Source organism: Variovorax rhizosphaerae, assembly GCF_037889975.1.
Classification (GTDB): domain Bacteria; phylum Pseudomonadota; class Gammaproteobacteria; order Burkholderiales; family Burkholderiaceae_C; genus Variovorax; species Variovorax rhizosphaerae.
This window is the reverse complement of sequence record NZ_JBBKZT010000002.1, coordinates 540,971-557,308: the sequence shown is the minus strand read 5'-3', so window position 1 is coordinate 557,308 and position 16,338 is coordinate 540,971. Positions and strand designations below refer to the sequence as shown.

11 protein-coding genes are annotated in these 16,338 nt (G+C 64.6%); 6 read left to right on the top strand and 5 right to left on the bottom strand.

Annotation, left to right across the window (positions count from 1 at the left end; translation table 11 throughout):
* The first annotated feature begins 243 nt into the window (after window positions 1–243).
* The 3 genes from WKW82_RS06415 to WKW82_RS06405 are packed head-to-tail and all read left to right on the top strand — an operon-like array spanning window position 244 to window position 6,063.
* On the top strand, window positions 244–1,404 hold the full coding sequence (locus WKW82_RS06415; protein WP_340341409.1) for an efflux RND transporter periplasmic adaptor subunit: 1,161 nt from the start codon (window positions 244–246) through the stop codon (window positions 1,402–1,404).
* Complete coding sequence (locus WKW82_RS06410) at window positions 1,401–4,583, top strand: efflux RND transporter permease subunit (protein ID WP_340341408.1); 3,183 nt, start codon at window positions 1,401–1,403, stop codon at window positions 4,581–4,583. The genes WKW82_RS06415 and WKW82_RS06410 overlap by 4 nt, the downstream gene beginning before the upstream one ends.
* Window positions 4,570–6,063 (top strand): efflux transporter outer membrane subunit, encoded by a 1,494-nt coding sequence (locus WKW82_RS06405; RefSeq protein WP_340341407.1) that lies wholly within the window; start codon window positions 4,570–4,572, stop codon window positions 6,061–6,063. The genes WKW82_RS06410 and WKW82_RS06405 overlap by 14 nt, the downstream gene beginning before the upstream one ends.
* Before the next feature lie 27 nt (window positions 6,064–6,090).
* On the opposite strand, the gene WKW82_RS06400 is transcribed toward WKW82_RS06405, so the two are convergent.
* The 3 genes from WKW82_RS06400 to WKW82_RS06390 form a co-directional block, all read right to left on the bottom strand.
* On the bottom strand, window positions 6,091–6,792 hold the full coding sequence (locus WKW82_RS06400) for a GntR family transcriptional regulator (RefSeq protein WP_422823430.1): 702 nt from the start codon (window positions 6,790–6,792) through the stop codon (window positions 6,091–6,093).
* A gap of 98 nt (window positions 6,793–6,890) precedes the next feature.
* Window positions 6,891–8,219, bottom strand: a complete 1,329-nt coding sequence (locus tag WKW82_RS06395; protein ID WP_340341405.1) for a C4-dicarboxylate transporter DctA — start codon at window positions 8,217–8,219, stop codon at window positions 6,891–6,893.
* Between the two features lie 208 nt (window positions 8,220–8,427).
* Window positions 8,428–9,954 carry an arylsulfatase gene (locus WKW82_RS06390; RefSeq protein ID WP_340341404.1) on the bottom strand — a complete coding sequence of 509 codons (1,527 nt, stop codon included), beginning with the start codon at window positions 9,952–9,954 and terminating at the stop codon, window positions 8,428–8,430.
* A gap of 177 nt (window positions 9,955–10,131) precedes the next feature.
* On the opposite strand from WKW82_RS06390, the gene WKW82_RS06385 reads away from it, so the two are divergent.
* The gene (locus WKW82_RS06385; RefSeq protein WP_340341480.1) at window positions 10,132–10,986 is read left to right on the top strand and encodes an aldo/keto reductase; all 855 of its coding nucleotides are present in this window, start codon (window positions 10,132–10,134) and stop codon (window positions 10,984–10,986) included.
* 4 nt (window positions 10,987–10,990) lie between these two features.
* Here the strand turns inward: WKW82_RS06385 and WKW82_RS06380 are convergent, their stop codons facing one another.
* Window positions 10,991–12,430, bottom strand: coding sequence for an NCS1 family nucleobase:cation symporter-1 (locus tag WKW82_RS06380; protein ID WP_340341403.1), 1,440 nt, complete (start codon window positions 12,428–12,430; stop codon window positions 10,991–10,993).
* Between the two features lie 228 nt (window positions 12,431–12,658).
* The gene (locus WKW82_RS06375) at window positions 12,659–14,146 is read right to left on the bottom strand and encodes a nucleobase:cation symporter-2 family protein (RefSeq protein ID WP_340341402.1); all 1,488 of its coding nucleotides are present in this window, start codon (window positions 14,144–14,146) and stop codon (window positions 12,659–12,661) included.
* 130 nt (window positions 14,147–14,276) lie between these two features.
* On the opposite strand from WKW82_RS06375, the gene WKW82_RS06370 reads away from it, so the two are divergent.
* Both WKW82_RS06370 and WKW82_RS06365 read left to right on the top strand, forming a co-directional pair.
* Entirely contained in the window at window positions 14,277–15,173 is an 897-nt protein-coding gene (locus WKW82_RS06370; protein ID WP_340341401.1) for a LysR family transcriptional regulator, read from the top strand.
* 92 nt (window positions 15,174–15,265) lie between these two features.
* Entirely contained in the window at window positions 15,266–16,327 is a 1,062-nt protein-coding gene (locus tag WKW82_RS06365; protein WP_340341400.1) for an autotransporter outer membrane beta-barrel domain-containing protein, read from the top strand.
* The last annotated feature ends 11 nt before the right edge of the window (window positions 16,328–16,338 follow it).

Here is a 16,338-nt window from a genome sequence, read left to right as displayed (position 1 = left end):
GATGCCGCGTCTGCGCGTCAGGTTCCGTCGCGCGCTTCATTCGCCAAACCAATACGAATTGACTATCAATTTCCTAATCGAGGAATCTTTCAGCAGAAAAGCATTGACACAAAATGGCACAACGTGACTACATATGTGTCCAAAACACCGTAAACGGCTAACAAAAACTGGCTTTTTTGAGAATTTGGAATCACTAACATCGCAAATTTGTTATGCTGCCCACAAACGATCAGGGAGGATCACATGGGTTGCAAAACCAACGCATTGGCACGGAACACGTTCGGGGGACCACGTTTCGGTGTCACATTCGCAGTCATCGCGCTGCTCGCCGCATGCTCGAAAAAAGCACCGGAAGCCCCGGCCGCCGCCGCGCCCGCCGACGTCTCCGTCATCACCCTCAAGGCGAAGGAAGTTCCGGTTTCCTACGAGTTCGTGGGCGAAACCGAGAGTTCGCAGAAGGTCCAGATCCGTGCGCGGGTCGCTGGCTTCCTTGAAAAGCGCGTCTACACGGAAGGCGCCGTCGTCAAGGCCGGTCAACCGCTGTTCATCATGGACAGCAAGCCCTTCGTTTCCGAAGTCAAAGCCGCGAAAGCCGTTCTGGCCCAGCAGCAGGCTCGCCTCAACACCGCGCGCGCCAACCTGAACCGCGTCAAGCCCCTGGTGGCCGACAACGCACTGGCCGCCAAGGATCTCGACGACGCCACCGGGCAGGCGCAAGCCGCCGCCGCGGCGGTCGAGGCTGCCGCCGCCAAGGTGACCGACGCGGAACTCAACCTCGGCTACACGACCATCACATCTCCCTTGGCGGGCATCAGTTCCTTCGCCAAGGTGCAGGACGGCGCCTATGTCAATGCCGCCAACAGCCTGCTGACCTACGTTGCCAAGCTCGACCCCATGCGCGTGAACTTCAGCCTCTCGGAGAACGAAAGCCTGAAGCTGAAGAGCGACGTTGCCAAGGGCCTGCTCAAGGCCGCCCCGGGCGACAAGTACGAGGTCGAAGTCCTGCTCGCCAACGGAACCACCTTTCCGTCGCGTGGCCGCATCACCTTCGCGGACGCCTCGTTCAGCCAGGAAACGGGCACCTTCCTGTTGCGTGCCGACCTGCCCAACCCCGCGGGTGAATTGCGGCCGGGCCAGTTCGTGCGCGTCAACGTCCATGGTTTCACGCGGCCGAACGCCATCGTGGTGCCGCAGCGCGCCGTGCAGGCCGGCCCGACCGGCTCCTTCGTCTGGACGGTGGACGCCGAGGGCAAGGCGCGTCCGCGTCCTGTCGATGTCGGCCGCTGGATGGGCGACAACTGGCTCGTCAACACCGGCCTGAAGGATGGTGAACGTGTCGTGGTGGATGGCTTCATGCGCATCGGACCGGGCTCGCCGGTGACTGCCAAGGAAGCGACACCATGAGCATTTCCCGCTTCTTCATCGACCGCCCGATCTTCGCAAGCGTCATCTCGATCATCCTGGTGCTTGCGGGCGGGGTGGCGTTGGTGAACTTGCCGGTCGCGCAGTTCCCCGACATCTCGCCGCCGCAGATCTCCGTGATTGCCAGCTATCCCGGGGCGAGTTCAGAGGTCGTGGCGCAGAACGTGGCCGCGCCCATCGAGCAGCAGGTCAACGGCGCCGACCACATGATGTACATGAACTCCACGTCGACCTCGACGGGGACCATGTCGCTTTCGGTGTTCTTCAACATCGGCACCGACCCCGCGCTCGCGCAGGTCGACGTGCAGAACCGGGTCAACCTGGCGCTGCCGACATTGCCGCAGGCGGTCAGCTTGCAGGGCGTTTCTGTCCAGAAGCGCTCGCAGTCGTTCCTGATGCTGGTGTCGATCTATTCGCCGGACGGCAGCCAGGATCCCACCTACGTCGCCAACTACGCCAGCATCAACGTCCTCGACTCGATCAAGCGCCTGCCCGGTGCCAACCAGAGCGAGATCATGGGCTTCCCGGACTACGCGATGCGGCTGTGGCTCAAGCCCGACCGCATGGCCAGCCTTGGTCTGACCGTGGGGGACATCCAGCGTGCCGTGGCGGCGCAGAACCAGCAGTACGCCGCGGGGCGGCTGGGTGCGCCGCCGACCTCGTCGCCGGTCCAGCAGACCATTCCGGTCGCCACGGCCGGGCGCATGACCGAGCCTTCGCAGTTCGACAACATCATCCTGCGCGCGCAAGAAGGCACTGGTGCGATCGTCCGCGTCAAGGACATCGGCCATGCCGAGCTGGGCTCCAAGGACTATTCGATCCGACCCAAGTACAACGGCAAGGACGCCACGCTGATCGCGATCTACCAGCAGCCGGGCGCCAACGCGCTGCAGGTGTCCAAGGACGTCCATGCGGCCCTGGCCGAGATGAAGAAGAACTTTCCTGCCGGGATCGAATACGACATCTCGCTCGACACCACGGAGTTCGTGAAGGAGTCGATCAACGAAGTGGTCCACACCTTCGTCGAGGCGCTGATCCTGGTGGTGATCGTGGTGTTCATGTTCCTGCAGAGCATCCGCGCGACCATCGTGCCGATCCTGGCCGTGCCGGTGTCCATCATCGGCACCTTCATCGGCCTGTCGCTGATGGGCTTCTCGGTCAACATATTGACCTTGTTCGGGCTGATCCTGGCCATCGGGATCGTGGTCGACGATGCGATCGTGGTGGTGGAGAGCGTCGAGCACAACATGGCGACGCATGGCCTGTCTCCCAAGGAGGCGGCCCGCAAGACCATGGACGAAGTGAGCGGCCCTGTGGTCGCCATCGTGCTCGTGATGTGCGCCGTGTTCATTCCGGTGGCCTTCCTCTCCGGCATCACCGGGCAGCTCTACAAGCAGTTCGCCATCACGATCGCGTTCTCCGTGGTGCTGTCGGGCGTCGTGGCCCTGACGCTGTCGCCGGCACTTGCAGCCATCCTGCTGAAGGCGCCGAAGCCGGGCGAGCACGGCCAGAAGAAGGGATTCTTCGGCTGGTTCAATCGCGGCTTCGATCGCATGACCGAAGGCTACAGCTCGGCGACCAAGCTGATCATCAAGCGGTCGGCCGCCGCGGGTCTGCTCGTTCTCGGCATGTGCGCCATTGCGCTGGGCCTGTTCCGGCAAGTGCCGACCTCGTTCCTTCCCGTGGAGGACCAAGGCTACATCTTCGCCGCGACGATCATGCCGGACTCCACCAGCCTGGATCGAACCCAGGCCGAGACGGACCGCCAGGAGGCCTGGTTCGGCAAGCAGCCCGGTGTCAAGAACACCGTCAGCATCCCCGGTTTCAGCCTGTTCGACATGCAGCTGAAGCCCGATGCAGGTGCGCTGTTCGTCGTGATGAAGGACTTTGCCGAACGCAAGGACCCCAACACCAAGGCGGACGCCTTGATCCGGAATGCAAGCGAGGCGTTCTCCAAGGACCAGAAGAGCGTGATGATTCCGATGAATCCGCCTTCCATCCCGGGCTTGGGTACGACCGGCGGCTTCGAATTCTGGATCCAGAGCGAGGGTGACGGGACGCTGCAGCAACTGGAGAAGGTGACGCGCGACTTCATCGCCAAGGCCAACTCGCGGCCTGAACTGAAAGGGTTGAACTCCACCCTCAACACCAGTTCGCGGCGCTTGATGGTGGATGTGGATCGCGACAAGGCGGAAAGTCTCGGCGTGCCGGTGCAAGAGGTCTACATGACCCTGCAGACGCTGTTCGGCTCGGCCTACGTGAGCCAGTTCCCCAAGAACAGCCGTTTGTTCCAGGTGCTCCTGCAAGCCGAGTCGGACGCGCGCACAAAGCCGGAGGACTTGCAAAACATGTACGTGCGCAGTGCCGACGGCAAGATGATTCCGCTCAACGCCTTGGTCAAGACCAGCTATGGCATTGGCACGGACGTCGTCGCGCGCTTCAACAACTTCACGGCGGCCAAGATCACCGGGGATTCCGCGCCGGGCTACAGCTCGGGGCAGGCGCTCTCGGCGATGGAAGCGGTGGCAAAGGAAGTGTTCCCGCCGGGCTATTCGTTTGCGTGGTCAGGCCAGGCCTACGAAGAGAAGAAGGCGGGTTCCACGGCCGGGCTGGTGTTTGCGTTCGCACTGGTGATGGTGTTCCTGATCCTTGCGGCCCAGTACGAGAAATGGGCGCTGCCCTTCGGCGTTCTGCTGGCGGTGCCGTTTGCCTTGTTCGGCGCCATTGCGGCGATCTGGATGCGTGGCACCGAGCAGGACATCTACTTCCAGATCGGCTTGACCGTGCTCATTGCGCTGGCGGCGAAGAACGCCATCCTGATCTTCGAGTTCGCGATCGAGATGCGGCACAAGGAAGGCATGTCCGCCTATGACGCGGCCGTTGCCGCTGCCAAGATGCGCTTGCGTCCCATCATTATGACCTCGCTGGCGTTCATCCTGGGTTGCGTGCCGTTGGCGATTGCCAGCGGTGCCTCCTCGGCGAGCCGCCATTCGCTCGGTACGGGCGTGATCGGCGGGATGCTGGCTGCGACGGTGATTGCCATCTTCTTCATTCCCATGTTCTTCTGGGCGCTGGAAGTCTGGAGCGATCGCTTCGGCAAGAAGTCGGCGGAGCCCGCTCAATTGGCCGATGGCAAGGAGGTCGTCGATGCGCACCATTGATCATCCGGGGCGCCCCCGCGCAGTGCGGGGCGCGATGGGACTGGCGCTGGTCGCGCTCTTGTCCGGCTGCATGCTGGGCCCGGACTACAAGCGACCCGAACTTTCCGTGCCGACAAAGTTCAGGGACAACGCGTTGCTGGCCGGTGCGAGTGCGACGGCGGCCGACACGGCGTGGTGGCAGCGCTTTGGCGATCCCCAGCTGGACGCGCTCGTCACCGAAGCGCTGGCCAACAACCAGGACATCGTCGCCGCAGCCGCACGCGTGGACCAGTTCTACGGTGCGCTGGGCACGACTCGTTCGGCGCTCTTCCCCCAGTTTGGCGCGCAGGTGACGGACACCCGCACCCGCGCCAGCGAGCTCACGATCACGCCGGCGCCGGGGACGAATCCGTTCAATTCCGCGCAGGCCAATCTGCTGGCCAGCTGGGAGATCGACCTGTTCGGCCGCACCCGTCGTCTCACCGAGGCCGCCGTGGCGGAACTGCAGGCGAGCGAGGCAGCCCGGCGCGGCACGATTCTCTCGGTCGTGTCGGCCGTCATCAACGGCTATGTGACCTTGCGCGAACTCGATCAGCAGGTGGATGTCACGCGCAACACAGTCCAGTTGCGCAAGGACACGTTGACGCTGTTCGAGAAGCGCTTCCGGGGCGGCGTGGTATCGGAACTCGAGTTGAACCAGGCCCGGTCCGAGTACGCGGCAGGACTGCGCGCGTTGCCGCAACTGGAGCAGGCGCGGGCGCAGCAGGAGAACGCGCTGTCGAATCTTGTCGGCCGCAATCCGGGGCCGATCGCGCGCGGCAAGACCATCGGCGAACTCGTGTTGCCCCTGGTTCCGGCGGGACTGCCTTCGGATCTGCTCGAACGCAGGCCCGACGTGCTCCAGGCCGAGCAGTCGCTGGTGGCGGCCAATGCGCGCATCGGTGCAGCCAAGGCGGCGTACTTCCCGTCCATCTCGCTCACCGGGGCGTTTGGCGGTGCCAGCCGCTCGCTGTCCGATGTGTCGAAGGGCGCCGCGCGGTTGTGGACCTACGGTGTTGACGTCAACTTGCCGATCTTCACCGCTGGCGCCATCGCCGGCCAGGTCCAGAGCGCGGAGGCGGCCCAGCGGGCGTCTCTCGCGCAGTACCGCAAGGCGGTCCAGGCGGCCTTTGGCGAAACCGAGAACGCGCTCGTGGGCGTGACCGAATCGGTGAAGTCGCGCGACGCATCGAAGATGCAGGCGGACGCCTTGAGCAACTACGCTCGGCTGGCCCGCAAGCGCTATGAAGGTGGCTACAGCAGCTACCTGGAAGTCATGGACGCGGACCGCAGCCTGTTCAATGCCCAACTGCAATACGTCGATGCACAGGCTGCCGTGCTGTTCCAGGCCACGGCACTCTACAAGTCGATGGGTGGCGGCTGGGTGAATCTCGCGAACAAGGAAGCGGCGCAGCCTGCATTCCAGGTCAGCGAGAAGGCTGCACCGACCGCTGCGCGCTGATCCTTCGCCGACCCCGTGGCTGCGCGCTCAGCGCGCAGCGCGGGGTCTCGCGACGGGCGCGAGCGATGTTCGCAGGCGGGCGGATGCGTCGGGCTGGGCATTGGCCTGATCCACCTCGAGTGCTTCCTCGACGTTGCCGATGTGCCTGAGCATCAACGTCCGGGCCAGTGCGTTGTTGCCGGCTTCCAGTGCGGCCACGATCTCGCCGTGCTCGGCGCAGGACTGCGTTGCTTCATGTTTCGACTGGAACAGCGTGGCGGCCAGCGTGGTGCGTGCCGTAAGGTCGCGCAGCATGTCGCTGAGCAGGCGGTGGCCCATCTGCTCGGCCAGGCAGACATGGAAGTCGGCCAGCAGGAAGGCCCGTGTGGCGGCATCGGCGCCATCGATCGCACGCTGTTCGTCCGCGATGTGCTCGCGCAGTCGGCGGATCACCTTCTGCAGCGGCTTGCCGGCGTGGTTCAGGATGCCCGACTCGACAATGCGCCGCGCCGAGAAGGCGTCACGCGCCTCCTCGACCGAGGGCTCCACCACGAACCAGCCGCGCTTCGATTGCACCTCGACGAAGCCGCGCGCCTGCAACTGCATCAGGGCCTCGCGCACCATCGTGCGGCTCACGCCGAAGTGGGTGGCCAGTGCCTGTTCGCCGAGCCGCTCGCCGGGGGCCAGCTTCTGGGCGAGGATGGACTCGACCACCTGCTCGGCGATGACGGTGGGCGAGACGATGGCTATTGAAGCTCCCGCGCCCGGCGCTGAAGTGTCCTCGCTGCTCCTCGGTGGAGTGCGAACTTGCTTGGGGCGGCCGGGTGCGGCGCTCATGTCCACGTTGTTCAATGGCTCGGGTTGAGAGCGGGCGACACTACCACGCCCGGCTCGGCCAGCGGTTCATCGTCCGGCGAGTAGCTGCCATTCAGCACCGCATGCGCCCGCTCGCGGTCGATGTCGCCTTCCCATGCCGCGATGGCGACGGTGGCCACACAGTTACCGATCAGGTTGCCGAGCGCACGGGCGATGCCCATGAACCAGTCCACCGACAGCACCAGCACCAGGCCAATCGCCGGAATCGCCGGGATGGCATGCAGCGTGGCGGCCAGCACCACGATGGCTGAGCCCGGCACGCCGTGCGCGCCCTTGGAGGTGACCAGCGCAATCGCGAGGATGGTCATCAGGTCGGTCATCGAGATCGGCGTGTTGGTGGCCTGTGCGATGAACACGGCCGCCAGCGTGATGTAGATCGAGAAGGCGTCGAGGTTGAACGAATAGCCGGTGGGGATGACCAGGCCGACCGTCGAGTCGCGGATGCCCATGTTGCGCAGCTTGGCCATGATCTGCGGCAGCACGCTGTCCGACGAGGTGGTGGCGAAGACGATGGTCAGTTCTTCCCGCAGGTAGCGCAGCAGCTTGATGAGGCTGAAGCCCGACATGCGCATCACCAGCCCGAGCACCACGAACACGAAGATCAGCACCGCGCCGTAGAACAGCGCCACCAGCATGCCCAGCTGCTTGAGCGAGCCGATGCCGTACTTGCCGACCGTGAAGGCGATGGCGCCCAGCACGCCGAGCGGCGCCAGCTTGATGATGATGCCCATGATCTTGAACAGCACCAGCGACAGCGCATCCACCACCTGCGCCACCGGCTTGCCGCGGTCACCCAGCAACGCCAGGGCGCAGCCGAACAGCACCGCGAACAGCAGCACCTGCAGCACGTCGCCGGTGGCGAAGGCGTTCACCACCGTGGTGGGGATCAGCTTCATGAGGAACTCGACCGTGCCGCCGCTGGTGAGCTTGTCGGCGTTGGAGGCATAGGCGCTCATGGCCGATGCGTCCAGCAGCTTGGGGTCGACGTTCATGCCGACCCCCGGCTTGAAGACGAAGGCCAGAACGAGGCCCATGGCGAGGGCGATGGTCGTCAACACCTCGAAGTAGATCAGCGCCTTGACGCCGACCCGGCCCACGCGCTTCAAGTCGCCCGCGCCGGCGATGCCATGCACCACCACGCAGAACACGAGCACGGGGATGATCATCTTGATCAGCTTGATGAAGCCGTCGCCCAGGGGTTTGAGCTTGGCGGCAAAGTCGGGCACGAAGAGGCCAAGCAGCACACCGACGACAAGCGCGATGACAACCTGGCCAAAAAGGGATTTCGCGAAACGGGGCATGAAGGGGCTCCTGTTAGGTGCAAGGTTGCATGCAACATCGATCAATCTTGCATGCAAGAAATGTAGGCAAGATTGAGCTTCGGGATGCAGAGGGTATTCCCGAGGGTGGTTGGGTCTAGCAAGCGCCGCGCCCGCAGCGCCATTCGGCGCGCCAGACGCAAGAACGCCCGCGGGCAGCGGGCGTTGCGGGCACCACGCGAGAGCTTTTTCAGCTGCCGGGGTGCATGCTCTCCAGTTCCTTCAGTCGCTTCATTGCATCCTCCTGCTTCAGCAGGCCGTAGTTGATGCCGCCCGCATTGAGCGAACTGCCCGCCTGGTAGGGGTAGTCGCCGAAGTCGCTGAAGAACTTCTTGATCTGGCCCTGTACCGGCACCAGCAACCACATCTGCTGTGCCAGGAACTTCATGGCCTCGCCGCCTTCTTCCATGCCCTTTTCGTAGGGGTCCATGCGAAGGTTGGCGATGGTCGCCCAGGCGGTGACGGAGCGTACGCCGGTCGCGATGTTGCCGTACTGCACCGCGAAGCTGACCTTCCAGTCCTGATAGCGCAGCGCGTTGAGGTTGCCGCCCTGGTCGAAGTAGTAGATCTCATCGCGAGGGCCCTTCGTTTCCTTGCCCTGGAAGTAGGGCATGAAGTTGTAGCCGTCGAGGTGCACCTTGAACTTCTTCTTTCCGAGCGTCGTCCCCTTGGCTAGTTGCTCCTTGATGTCGGGTGCCCCCGCCGCCGCACACAGCGTCGGAAAGAGGTCGAGCAGCGAGATGACGTCGTTGTATACGGTGCCCGGCTTGATGGTGCCGGGCCAGCGGATCGCCATCGGGATGCGAAATCCGCCTTCCCAGGTCGACCCTTTCTCGCCGCGGAACATGGTCATGGCACCGTCCGGCCAGAGTGCGATCTCGGCTCCGTTGTCGGTTGTGTAGACGACGATGGTGTTGTCGTCGATGCCGAGTTCGTCCAGCAGGTCGAGCAGTTGGCCGACATGGCCGTCATGCTCGACCATGCCGTCCGCGTGCAGGCCCTTGCCGGACTTGCCGACCGACTCTTCCTTGAGGTGGGTGAAGACGTGCATGCGCGTGGTGTTGAACCACACGAAGAAGGGCGTGTCGGCCTCGACGCTGCGCTGGATGAACTTCTGCGCGCCGGCGAGGAATTCCTCGTCGACCGTGGGCATGCGGGCGCGATTGAGCGGGCCGGTGTCCTCGATCTTTCCGCCTGCGATGGAGTGGATCACCCCGCGCGGGCCGAAGCGCTTCTTGAACTCGGGGTCCTTGGGATAGAAATAGCCCTCGGGCTCCTCTTCGGCATTCAGGTGGTAGAGGTTGCCGAAGAATTCGTCGAAGCCGTGGTTGGTGGGCAAATGCTGGTCCTGGTCGCCCAGGTGGTTCTTGCCGAACTGGCCGGTGGCGTAGCCCTGCGCCTTCATTGCGTCGGCGATGGTCGGCATCCAGTCCGTGATGCCGTGCGGGTCACCGGGCATGCCGATGGTCAGCAGGCCAGTGCGGAATGGCTCCTGGCCGAGGATGAACGAAGCCCGCCCGGCGGTGCAACTCTGCTGGCCATAGGAGTCAGTGAACAGGGCCCCTTCGTTGGCAATGCGGTCGATGTTCGGCGTCTGGTAGCCCATCAGTCCGCGCGTGTAGGCGCTGACCTGCGGGATGCCGATGTCGTCGCCGAAGATGACGAGGATGTTGGGCTTCTTGCCCGCCGGTGCGTTGGAAGATTTCCTTGCTGCCATGTCTGCTCCTGTGATGCGTATGGGCGCGTGACGTCCCCGAGGCGCACGCGGGGAGAGCGTCATCATGGAGGCGGGCGTTGCCGCCATCTGTTGTCCTGTGGTGCAGTGGGCACTGGCACCTTGGTGCATCGGCGGAGTTGCGCCGCAGCTGTCGATCATGCGCACAATGGCCCGATGATGCGAACCGTCTCTACTCCATCCGGCGCCGCCATGCCGGTGCTCGGCCTCGGCACATGGCGACTTGGTGAAAACACGGGGCTGCGCGTGGCGGAAGTCGCTGCGGTGCGCATCGCGATCAAGATGGGCTACCGCTTGATCGACACCGCCGAGATGTACGGCGACGGCGGTTCGGAAGAGGTGGTCGGACGGGCGATCGCGGAAGCCATCGACGCGGGCGAGGTGCGCCGCGACGAGTTGTTCATCGTCAGCAAGGTCCTGCCGCATAACGCCAGCCGCAAGGGCACGGAGCAGGCTTGTGCGCGCAGCCTGCAGCGGCTGGGCCTGGACCGCATCGACCTCTACCTGCTGCACTGGCAAGGCTCGCATCCCTTGCGCGACACGTGTGCCGCGTTGCAGGCGTTGGCCGCGCGCGGCGAGATCGGCCAGTGGGGCGTGAGCAATTTCGATGTCGACGACATGGCGGAACTGAATGCGCTCGGGGAGGGCAAGGATTGCGCCGCCAACCAGGTCTATTACTCGCTGAGCGAGCGCGGTCCGGAGTTCAGCCTGCTGCCCTGGCTGCGCAACCATGGCCAGCCGTTGATGGCCTACAGCCCGATCGACCAGGGCGCGCTGGCGACCGATCTGGAACTGGGTGCGCTGGCTGCGCGTCGCGGCGTCACGGCGGCGCAGCTTGCGCTGGCGCGGCTACTGGCGGAGCCGGGCGTGGTCGCGATTCCGAAAGCTGTTCGCGAGGGCCATCTGCGCGAGAACCTTGCCGCGGCAGACCTCGTGCTCACTTCCGAAGATATCGCGGAGATCGACCGCCTTCATCCACCGCCGCGGCGCAAGACGCCGCTGGCGATGATTTGATATCTCAGGTTCGTTTGGCGCCGCGCATCATGACCATGTAGATCACCGCACCAGCAATCGCGCCGATGAACCAGCCGAAGTTGTTCTCCGGAATCACATGGAACAACTGCGAGGCGAACTCCCAGCCGATTGCGATGGCGCTCGACAGGCCCAGCGCAGCAAGACCGACCTTGTTCCACCCGCCGTCGTAGTTGTAGCGGCCGTTGGGTGCCATCGTGTAGAGCTGTTCCACGTCGACCACCTGCTTCTTCAGCAGGTAGAAGTCGGCCACCATCACGCCGAACATCGGCGCCAGCACCGCTCCGAACACGCTCACGAACACGGTGATCGCCTTTGGGCTGTCGACGAAGATCCACGGGCAGACGCATACCGCCAGGATCGAAGCGATCAGGCCGCCCTTCTTGAAGCTGATGTGCTTCGGAAACAGGTTGGCGATGTCGAAAGCCGGTGAAACGAAATTCGCGACGATGTTGATGCCCATGGTCGCAACGATGAAGGTCAGGCTGCCCAGCACCACGGCCCACTTGTTGTCGATCTTCGAGACGATCTCGATCGGGTCCATGATCATGTGGCCGAACACCTTGGCGCTCCCCGAGGTGACAACCACCACGATGATCGCGAACAGGATGAAGTTGACCGGCAGGCCGAGGAAGTTGCCGACCTTCATGTCGCGCTCGGTCCGGGCATAGCGCGAGAAGTCGCCGAAGTTCAGCAGCAGCGCGGCGAAGTAGCTCACCACCAGCAGGATGGCATTGCCCATCGCGAACCATGCCTGGGTGCCCGTCAGCACCTTGTCGCTCAGCGTGAGGTCGAGCGACCAGCCGGCCTTCCAGATGATCCAGCCCATCAGCAGGAACATCACCACGTACACGGCCGGGCCGCAGAAGTCGATGAACTTGCGGATCGCTTCCATGCCACGCTGGAAGATCAGCAACTGGAAGAACCACATGAACAGGAAGCAGGCCCAGCCCAGCAGGTCGAGCCGCAGGAAGCTCATGTCATGCAGCGCGGCCGCTCCGGGGAAGAACACCAGCACCAGCGTGGCCACCGCCTTGGAGGCGAAGTAGGTCTGCACGCCGTACCAGACGATGCCGACCACCCCGCGGATCACGGCCGCGAAGTTGGCACCCATCACGCCGAGGCTGACGCGCGCCATGACCGGAAATGGAATGCCATGCTGCTGGCTCGGCTTCCCGATCCAGTTCATGAGGACGTTGACCACCGAGATGCCGATCACCAGCGCCGCCAGCACCTGCCAGCCGGAAAGGCCCAGCAGGAACAGGCTGGCCGCGAAGGTGTAGCCGCCGACGCTGTGCACGTCGGACATCCACATCGCGAACACGCTGTAGTAGGACCAGCCCTTGCGCTCGCCCGTCACGGGCGCCAGGTCTTCGTTGATGAGCTGGGGGTCAGAGCCCCGGATGCCGTGATCGCCGTGTTCCATGGGTGTCCGCCTACCGTTGTAATGGATGAAGGAAAGGGATCACCGCGGCGTGCACCGTGGTGTACTCCAAACTGTATACACTTCATCAACGAGTCTATATGGCGGAAAACCCTTGTTTCCAAATCAACGGGATCGTGAGGATTCGTGAAACGTGGCGGACTGGCTTTGCCGGCCGCTGGTGTGCCCCCCGGTCGTGGCGCAAGGCGTGCGCCGCCGCCGGGGTAGGGGTCAGTGCGCTTCAGCCTGCTTCGCGGCCGCGATGATTGCGTCCTCGTCGTGCTTCGCCCCGTTCAGGAACAGGTTCAACGCCACCGCGCAGATCGAGGTCAGCAGGATGCCCGACTCGATCAGCGAGTGGATGCTGTGCGGCATCCATTGCTTGAAGTTGGGCGCGATCAGCGGAATCATGCCGAAGCCGATCGACACCGCCACGATCATCGCGTTGTAGCGGTTGGTCTTGAAGTCCACGTTCGCCAGGATGCGGATGCCGGTCGCGGCCACCATGCCGAACATCACCAGCCCCGCGCCGCCCAGCACCACGGTGGGCAGTGACTCCACCAGCGCCGCCATCTTCGGCAGCAGCCCCAGCACGATCAGGATCACGCCACCGGCCACGCAGACAAAGCGGCTCTTCACGCCCGTCACCGCCACCAGCCCCACGTTCTGCGAAAAGCTGGTGTACGGGAAGGTGTTGAAGATGCCGCCGATCAGCGTGCCCAGCCCGTCGGTGCGCAGGCCGCGTGCCAGGTCCTGCTGGGAGATCTTGCGGCCGGTCATTTCACCGAGCGCGAGGAACATGCCGGTCGATTCGATCATCACCACGATCATCACCAGCGTCATCGTCAGGATCGACAGCGCATCGAACTTCGGCATGCCGAAATGGAAGGGCGTCACGATGTCGAGCCATTCCGCCTTGCCGACCTTCTCGAAGGTCATGATGCCCATCATCGTCGCCACGATGGCGCCAATGACGATGCCCAGCAGCACCGAGATGTTGGCCACGAAGCCCTTGGCGTACTTGACGATCAGCAGGATGGACACCAGCACCAGCGCCGCGATGCCCACGCCGGTCAGGTCGGCGTACTTGGGGTTGGGCACGGTCGGCACGATGGCCAGCCCCTTGGGCACTGGCGGCAGCGCCGAGCCCGGCGCCGTGATGTCCGACAGCCACTTCAGGTGCGCCGGGTCGACCACGTTGGGCGCGGTCGGACCGAAGGGGTTGCCGAAGATCCAGTTGATGCCCACGCGCATCAGGCTGATGCCGATCACCGCGATGATGGTGCCGGTCACCACCGGCGGAAAGAAGCGCAGCATGCGGCTGACCATCGGCGCGATCAGTATCGAGATGATGCCCGCCCCGATGATCGAGCCGAACAGCAGTTGCGCGCCGGCCGTGCCCGGATTGGTGTTGGCCATGGCCACCATCGGCGCCACCGAGGCGAAGGTCACGCCCATCATCACCGGCAGCTTGACGCCGAACCACTGCGTCGCGCCGAGCGACTGGATCAGCGTCGCGATGCCGCAGCAGAACAGGTCGGCCGAGATCAGCATCGCGACCTCATCCGGGGTCAGCTTGAGCGCGCGGCCGACGATCAGCGGCACCGCGACCGCGCCGGCGTACATCACCAGCACGTGTTGAAGACCCAACGCCGTCAGCTTGCCGGCCGGCAATCGTTGGTCGATGGGGTGGACGGAGGGCGAACCGGCTGAACTCATGAAGGACTCCTGGGCGGCTGACGAATGGGCGGTGCACGAATGAGGTGGCACCGCAGCGTGCATGCAAAGAATAGGCCCACGACGCAAATCGAAAAAGACGCACAATCGTATAAATCAATCTGGATTCACGATGAAAGCCTCCCTGGCCGAGTTGCGGGTGTTCGTCACGTTGGGGGAAAGCGGTCATTTCACGCGCGCCGCCGAGCGGCTGGGCATGTCGCAGTCCTCGCTGAGCGCCTCGCTGGTCAAGCTGGAGAAGCAACTCGGCACGCGGCTGTTCGACCGCCACACGCGTGCCTGCCGCGTGACCGAGGCCGGTGCGGCACTGTTGCCCTCTGCACGGCGCCTTGTCTCCGACTGGGACCATCTCTTTTCCGATGCGCGCGACTTCGCCCGCTTCTCGCGTGGCAGGGTCACCGTGGCCGCGCCGAACGCGCAATGCGCCTTGCTGCTGCCGCCGGCCATCCGCGCCTTCGCGTCCTCGCATCCGGGCGTGCGCGTCGTGCTGCATGACGTGCCTGAGCACGAGGTGCATGAACTGGTGCGCAGCGGCGTGGCCGACCTGGGCATTGCCACGCAGACCGATGCGCGCACCGACCTGGTCTCCACCGCGATGTCGTCCGACGAATGCATCGCCGCGCTGCTGCCGAGCCATCCGCTGGCGTCGCGCCGCTCACTCGAATGGGCGCAGTTGGCGCGCGAGCCGCTGATCGGCTATCTGCCGGGCAACCCGGTGCGCCGCATGCTGGAGGAAAAGCTGGCCGGGCGTGGCATCACGCTGGACTATGCCTACGAGATCGCGCTGCCCTGGACCATGATGGGCCTGGCGCGCGAGGGCCTCGGTATCGCGGTCGCGACCATGGCGCTGCGGCCGCTGGCGCAGTGGAACGGGCTGGAGGTGCGCACCGTCGGGCGACCCCAGTTCGCCCGCACCATGACCCTGCTGCGCGCGCCGGGCAATTCGTTGTCGCCGGCGGCGGCGGCGTTCCGCGAGTTGCTGCTCGGGGGCAGTGTCTCGACCCAGTGACAGTGCTGGGCGGGCATTCAGGTGACAGTCATTTACTTTCGCCAGAATCCGGAACCACCTAATCCTCCGTCTGGTGTGGAGGCTCGTTTTCCATGCAACTTCCGTCCATTGCAATCACGGTGCTCCTCTGCGGTGGCGCGTGCGGCGCCGTTGCGCAATGCGTGCCGTCGGCCGCGGGCTTCGGTGCTGCTTGCGCCAACGCTGCACGGCCCGAAACGGGCGCCTACATGGGCAATCGACGTGTCGGTGATCTGCTCTTTGTCTACAGTCTCAGCGACCGGATCGGCGACTACTCGTTGGTGTCGCCTGCCAGCCCCGATGCACCCGGCGCCGGGCGCGGCTTCTGGATGCGCACCGGCGGCGAAGGCTTTCGCCTGAAGGCCGACGGCACTGGCTTCGGCGTCGACAGCAGGCAGGCCTTCATGCAGGCCGGGGCGGATGTCTGGCAGTGGTCCTTGGGCACGGGCCGGCTGTCGGTGGGTGCGTTGCTCAGCGTCGGCGGCGGCCGCACCGACGGCACCTCGCCTGGCAGCTTCTTCACCGCACAAGGCCGCACCAACGGCGGCGGCTTCGGCTTCTATGCCACCTGGTTCCAAGACGGCCAGACCCGGCTCGGCTGGTATGCCGACACCTGGACGCAATACGCGCGCTTTCGCAACGAGGTCGAGAGTCCCCTGGTCCGGCAAGCCAGCTACACCTCGCACAACGGCATGGCGTCGGTGGAGGCGGGCTACGCGCTGCGCCTGTCGGACAGCAGTTCCTGGGTGATCCAGCCACAAGGCCAACTGATCTACGTCCACAACCACGCCTACAACGTGACCCAGTCCGACGGCACCCAGGTCGATGGCGCCAAGCGCGGGGGCTGGACTTCGCGCCTGGGCGTGCGGATGTACCCCGGCTGGATCGGCGAGGGCGACACCCGCATCAAGCCCTACGCGGCCGTCAACTGGCTCTACGACCACCTCGACGACGAACTGACGTACGGAAGCCAGTTGCCGAGCAAAGACGTGTTCCCGTCCAGCCGCTATGAGCTGAAGGCGGGCGCCGACCTGCGCATCGGGCGCGGCTGGGCTGGGTGGGGCGACATTGGGTGGCAGGCGGGGTCGTCGTACAGCGCGTGGACGGCGCGGGCGGGGGTGAAGTACAGCTGGTGAGACTGGGCCTC

What these genes read in the sequence shown, in the direction of transcription:
- WKW82_RS06385 (WP_340341480.1), top strand. Translation starts at nt 10,132, where the DNA reads ATGCGAACCGTCTCTACTCCATCCGGCGCCGCCATGCCGGTGCTCGGC.
- WKW82_RS06370 (WP_340341401.1), top strand. Translation starts at nt 14,277, where the DNA reads ATGAAAGCCTCCCTGGCCGAGTTGCGGGTGTTCGTCACGTTGGGGGAA.
- WKW82_RS06410 (WP_340341408.1), top strand. Translation starts at nt 1,401, where the DNA reads ATGAGCATTTCCCGCTTCTTCATCGACCGCCCGATCTTCGCAAGCGTC.
- WKW82_RS06380 (WP_340341403.1), bottom strand. Translation starts at nt 12,430, where the DNA reads ATGGAACACGGCGATCACGGCATCCGGGGCTCTGACCCCCAGCTCATC.
- WKW82_RS06405 (WP_340341407.1), top strand. Translation starts at nt 4,570, where the DNA reads ATGCGCACCATTGATCATCCGGGGCGCCCCCGCGCAGTGCGGGGCGCG.
- WKW82_RS06375 (WP_340341402.1), bottom strand. Translation starts at nt 14,146, where the DNA reads ATGAGTTCAGCCGGTTCGCCCTCCGTCCACCCCATCGACCAACGATTG.
- WKW82_RS06415 (WP_340341409.1), top strand. Translation starts at nt 244, where the DNA reads ATGGGTTGCAAAACCAACGCATTGGCACGGAACACGTTCGGGGGACCA.
- WKW82_RS06365 (WP_340341400.1), top strand. Translation starts at nt 15,266, where the DNA reads ATGCAACTTCCGTCCATTGCAATCACGGTGCTCCTCTGCGGTGGCGCG.
- WKW82_RS06390 (WP_340341404.1), bottom strand. Translation starts at nt 9,954, where the DNA reads ATGGCAGCAAGGAAATCTTCCAACGCACCGGCGGGCAAGAAGCCCAAC.
- WKW82_RS06395 (WP_340341405.1), bottom strand. Translation starts at nt 8,219, where the DNA reads ATGCCCCGTTTCGCGAAATCCCTTTTTGGCCAGGTTGTCATCGCGCTT.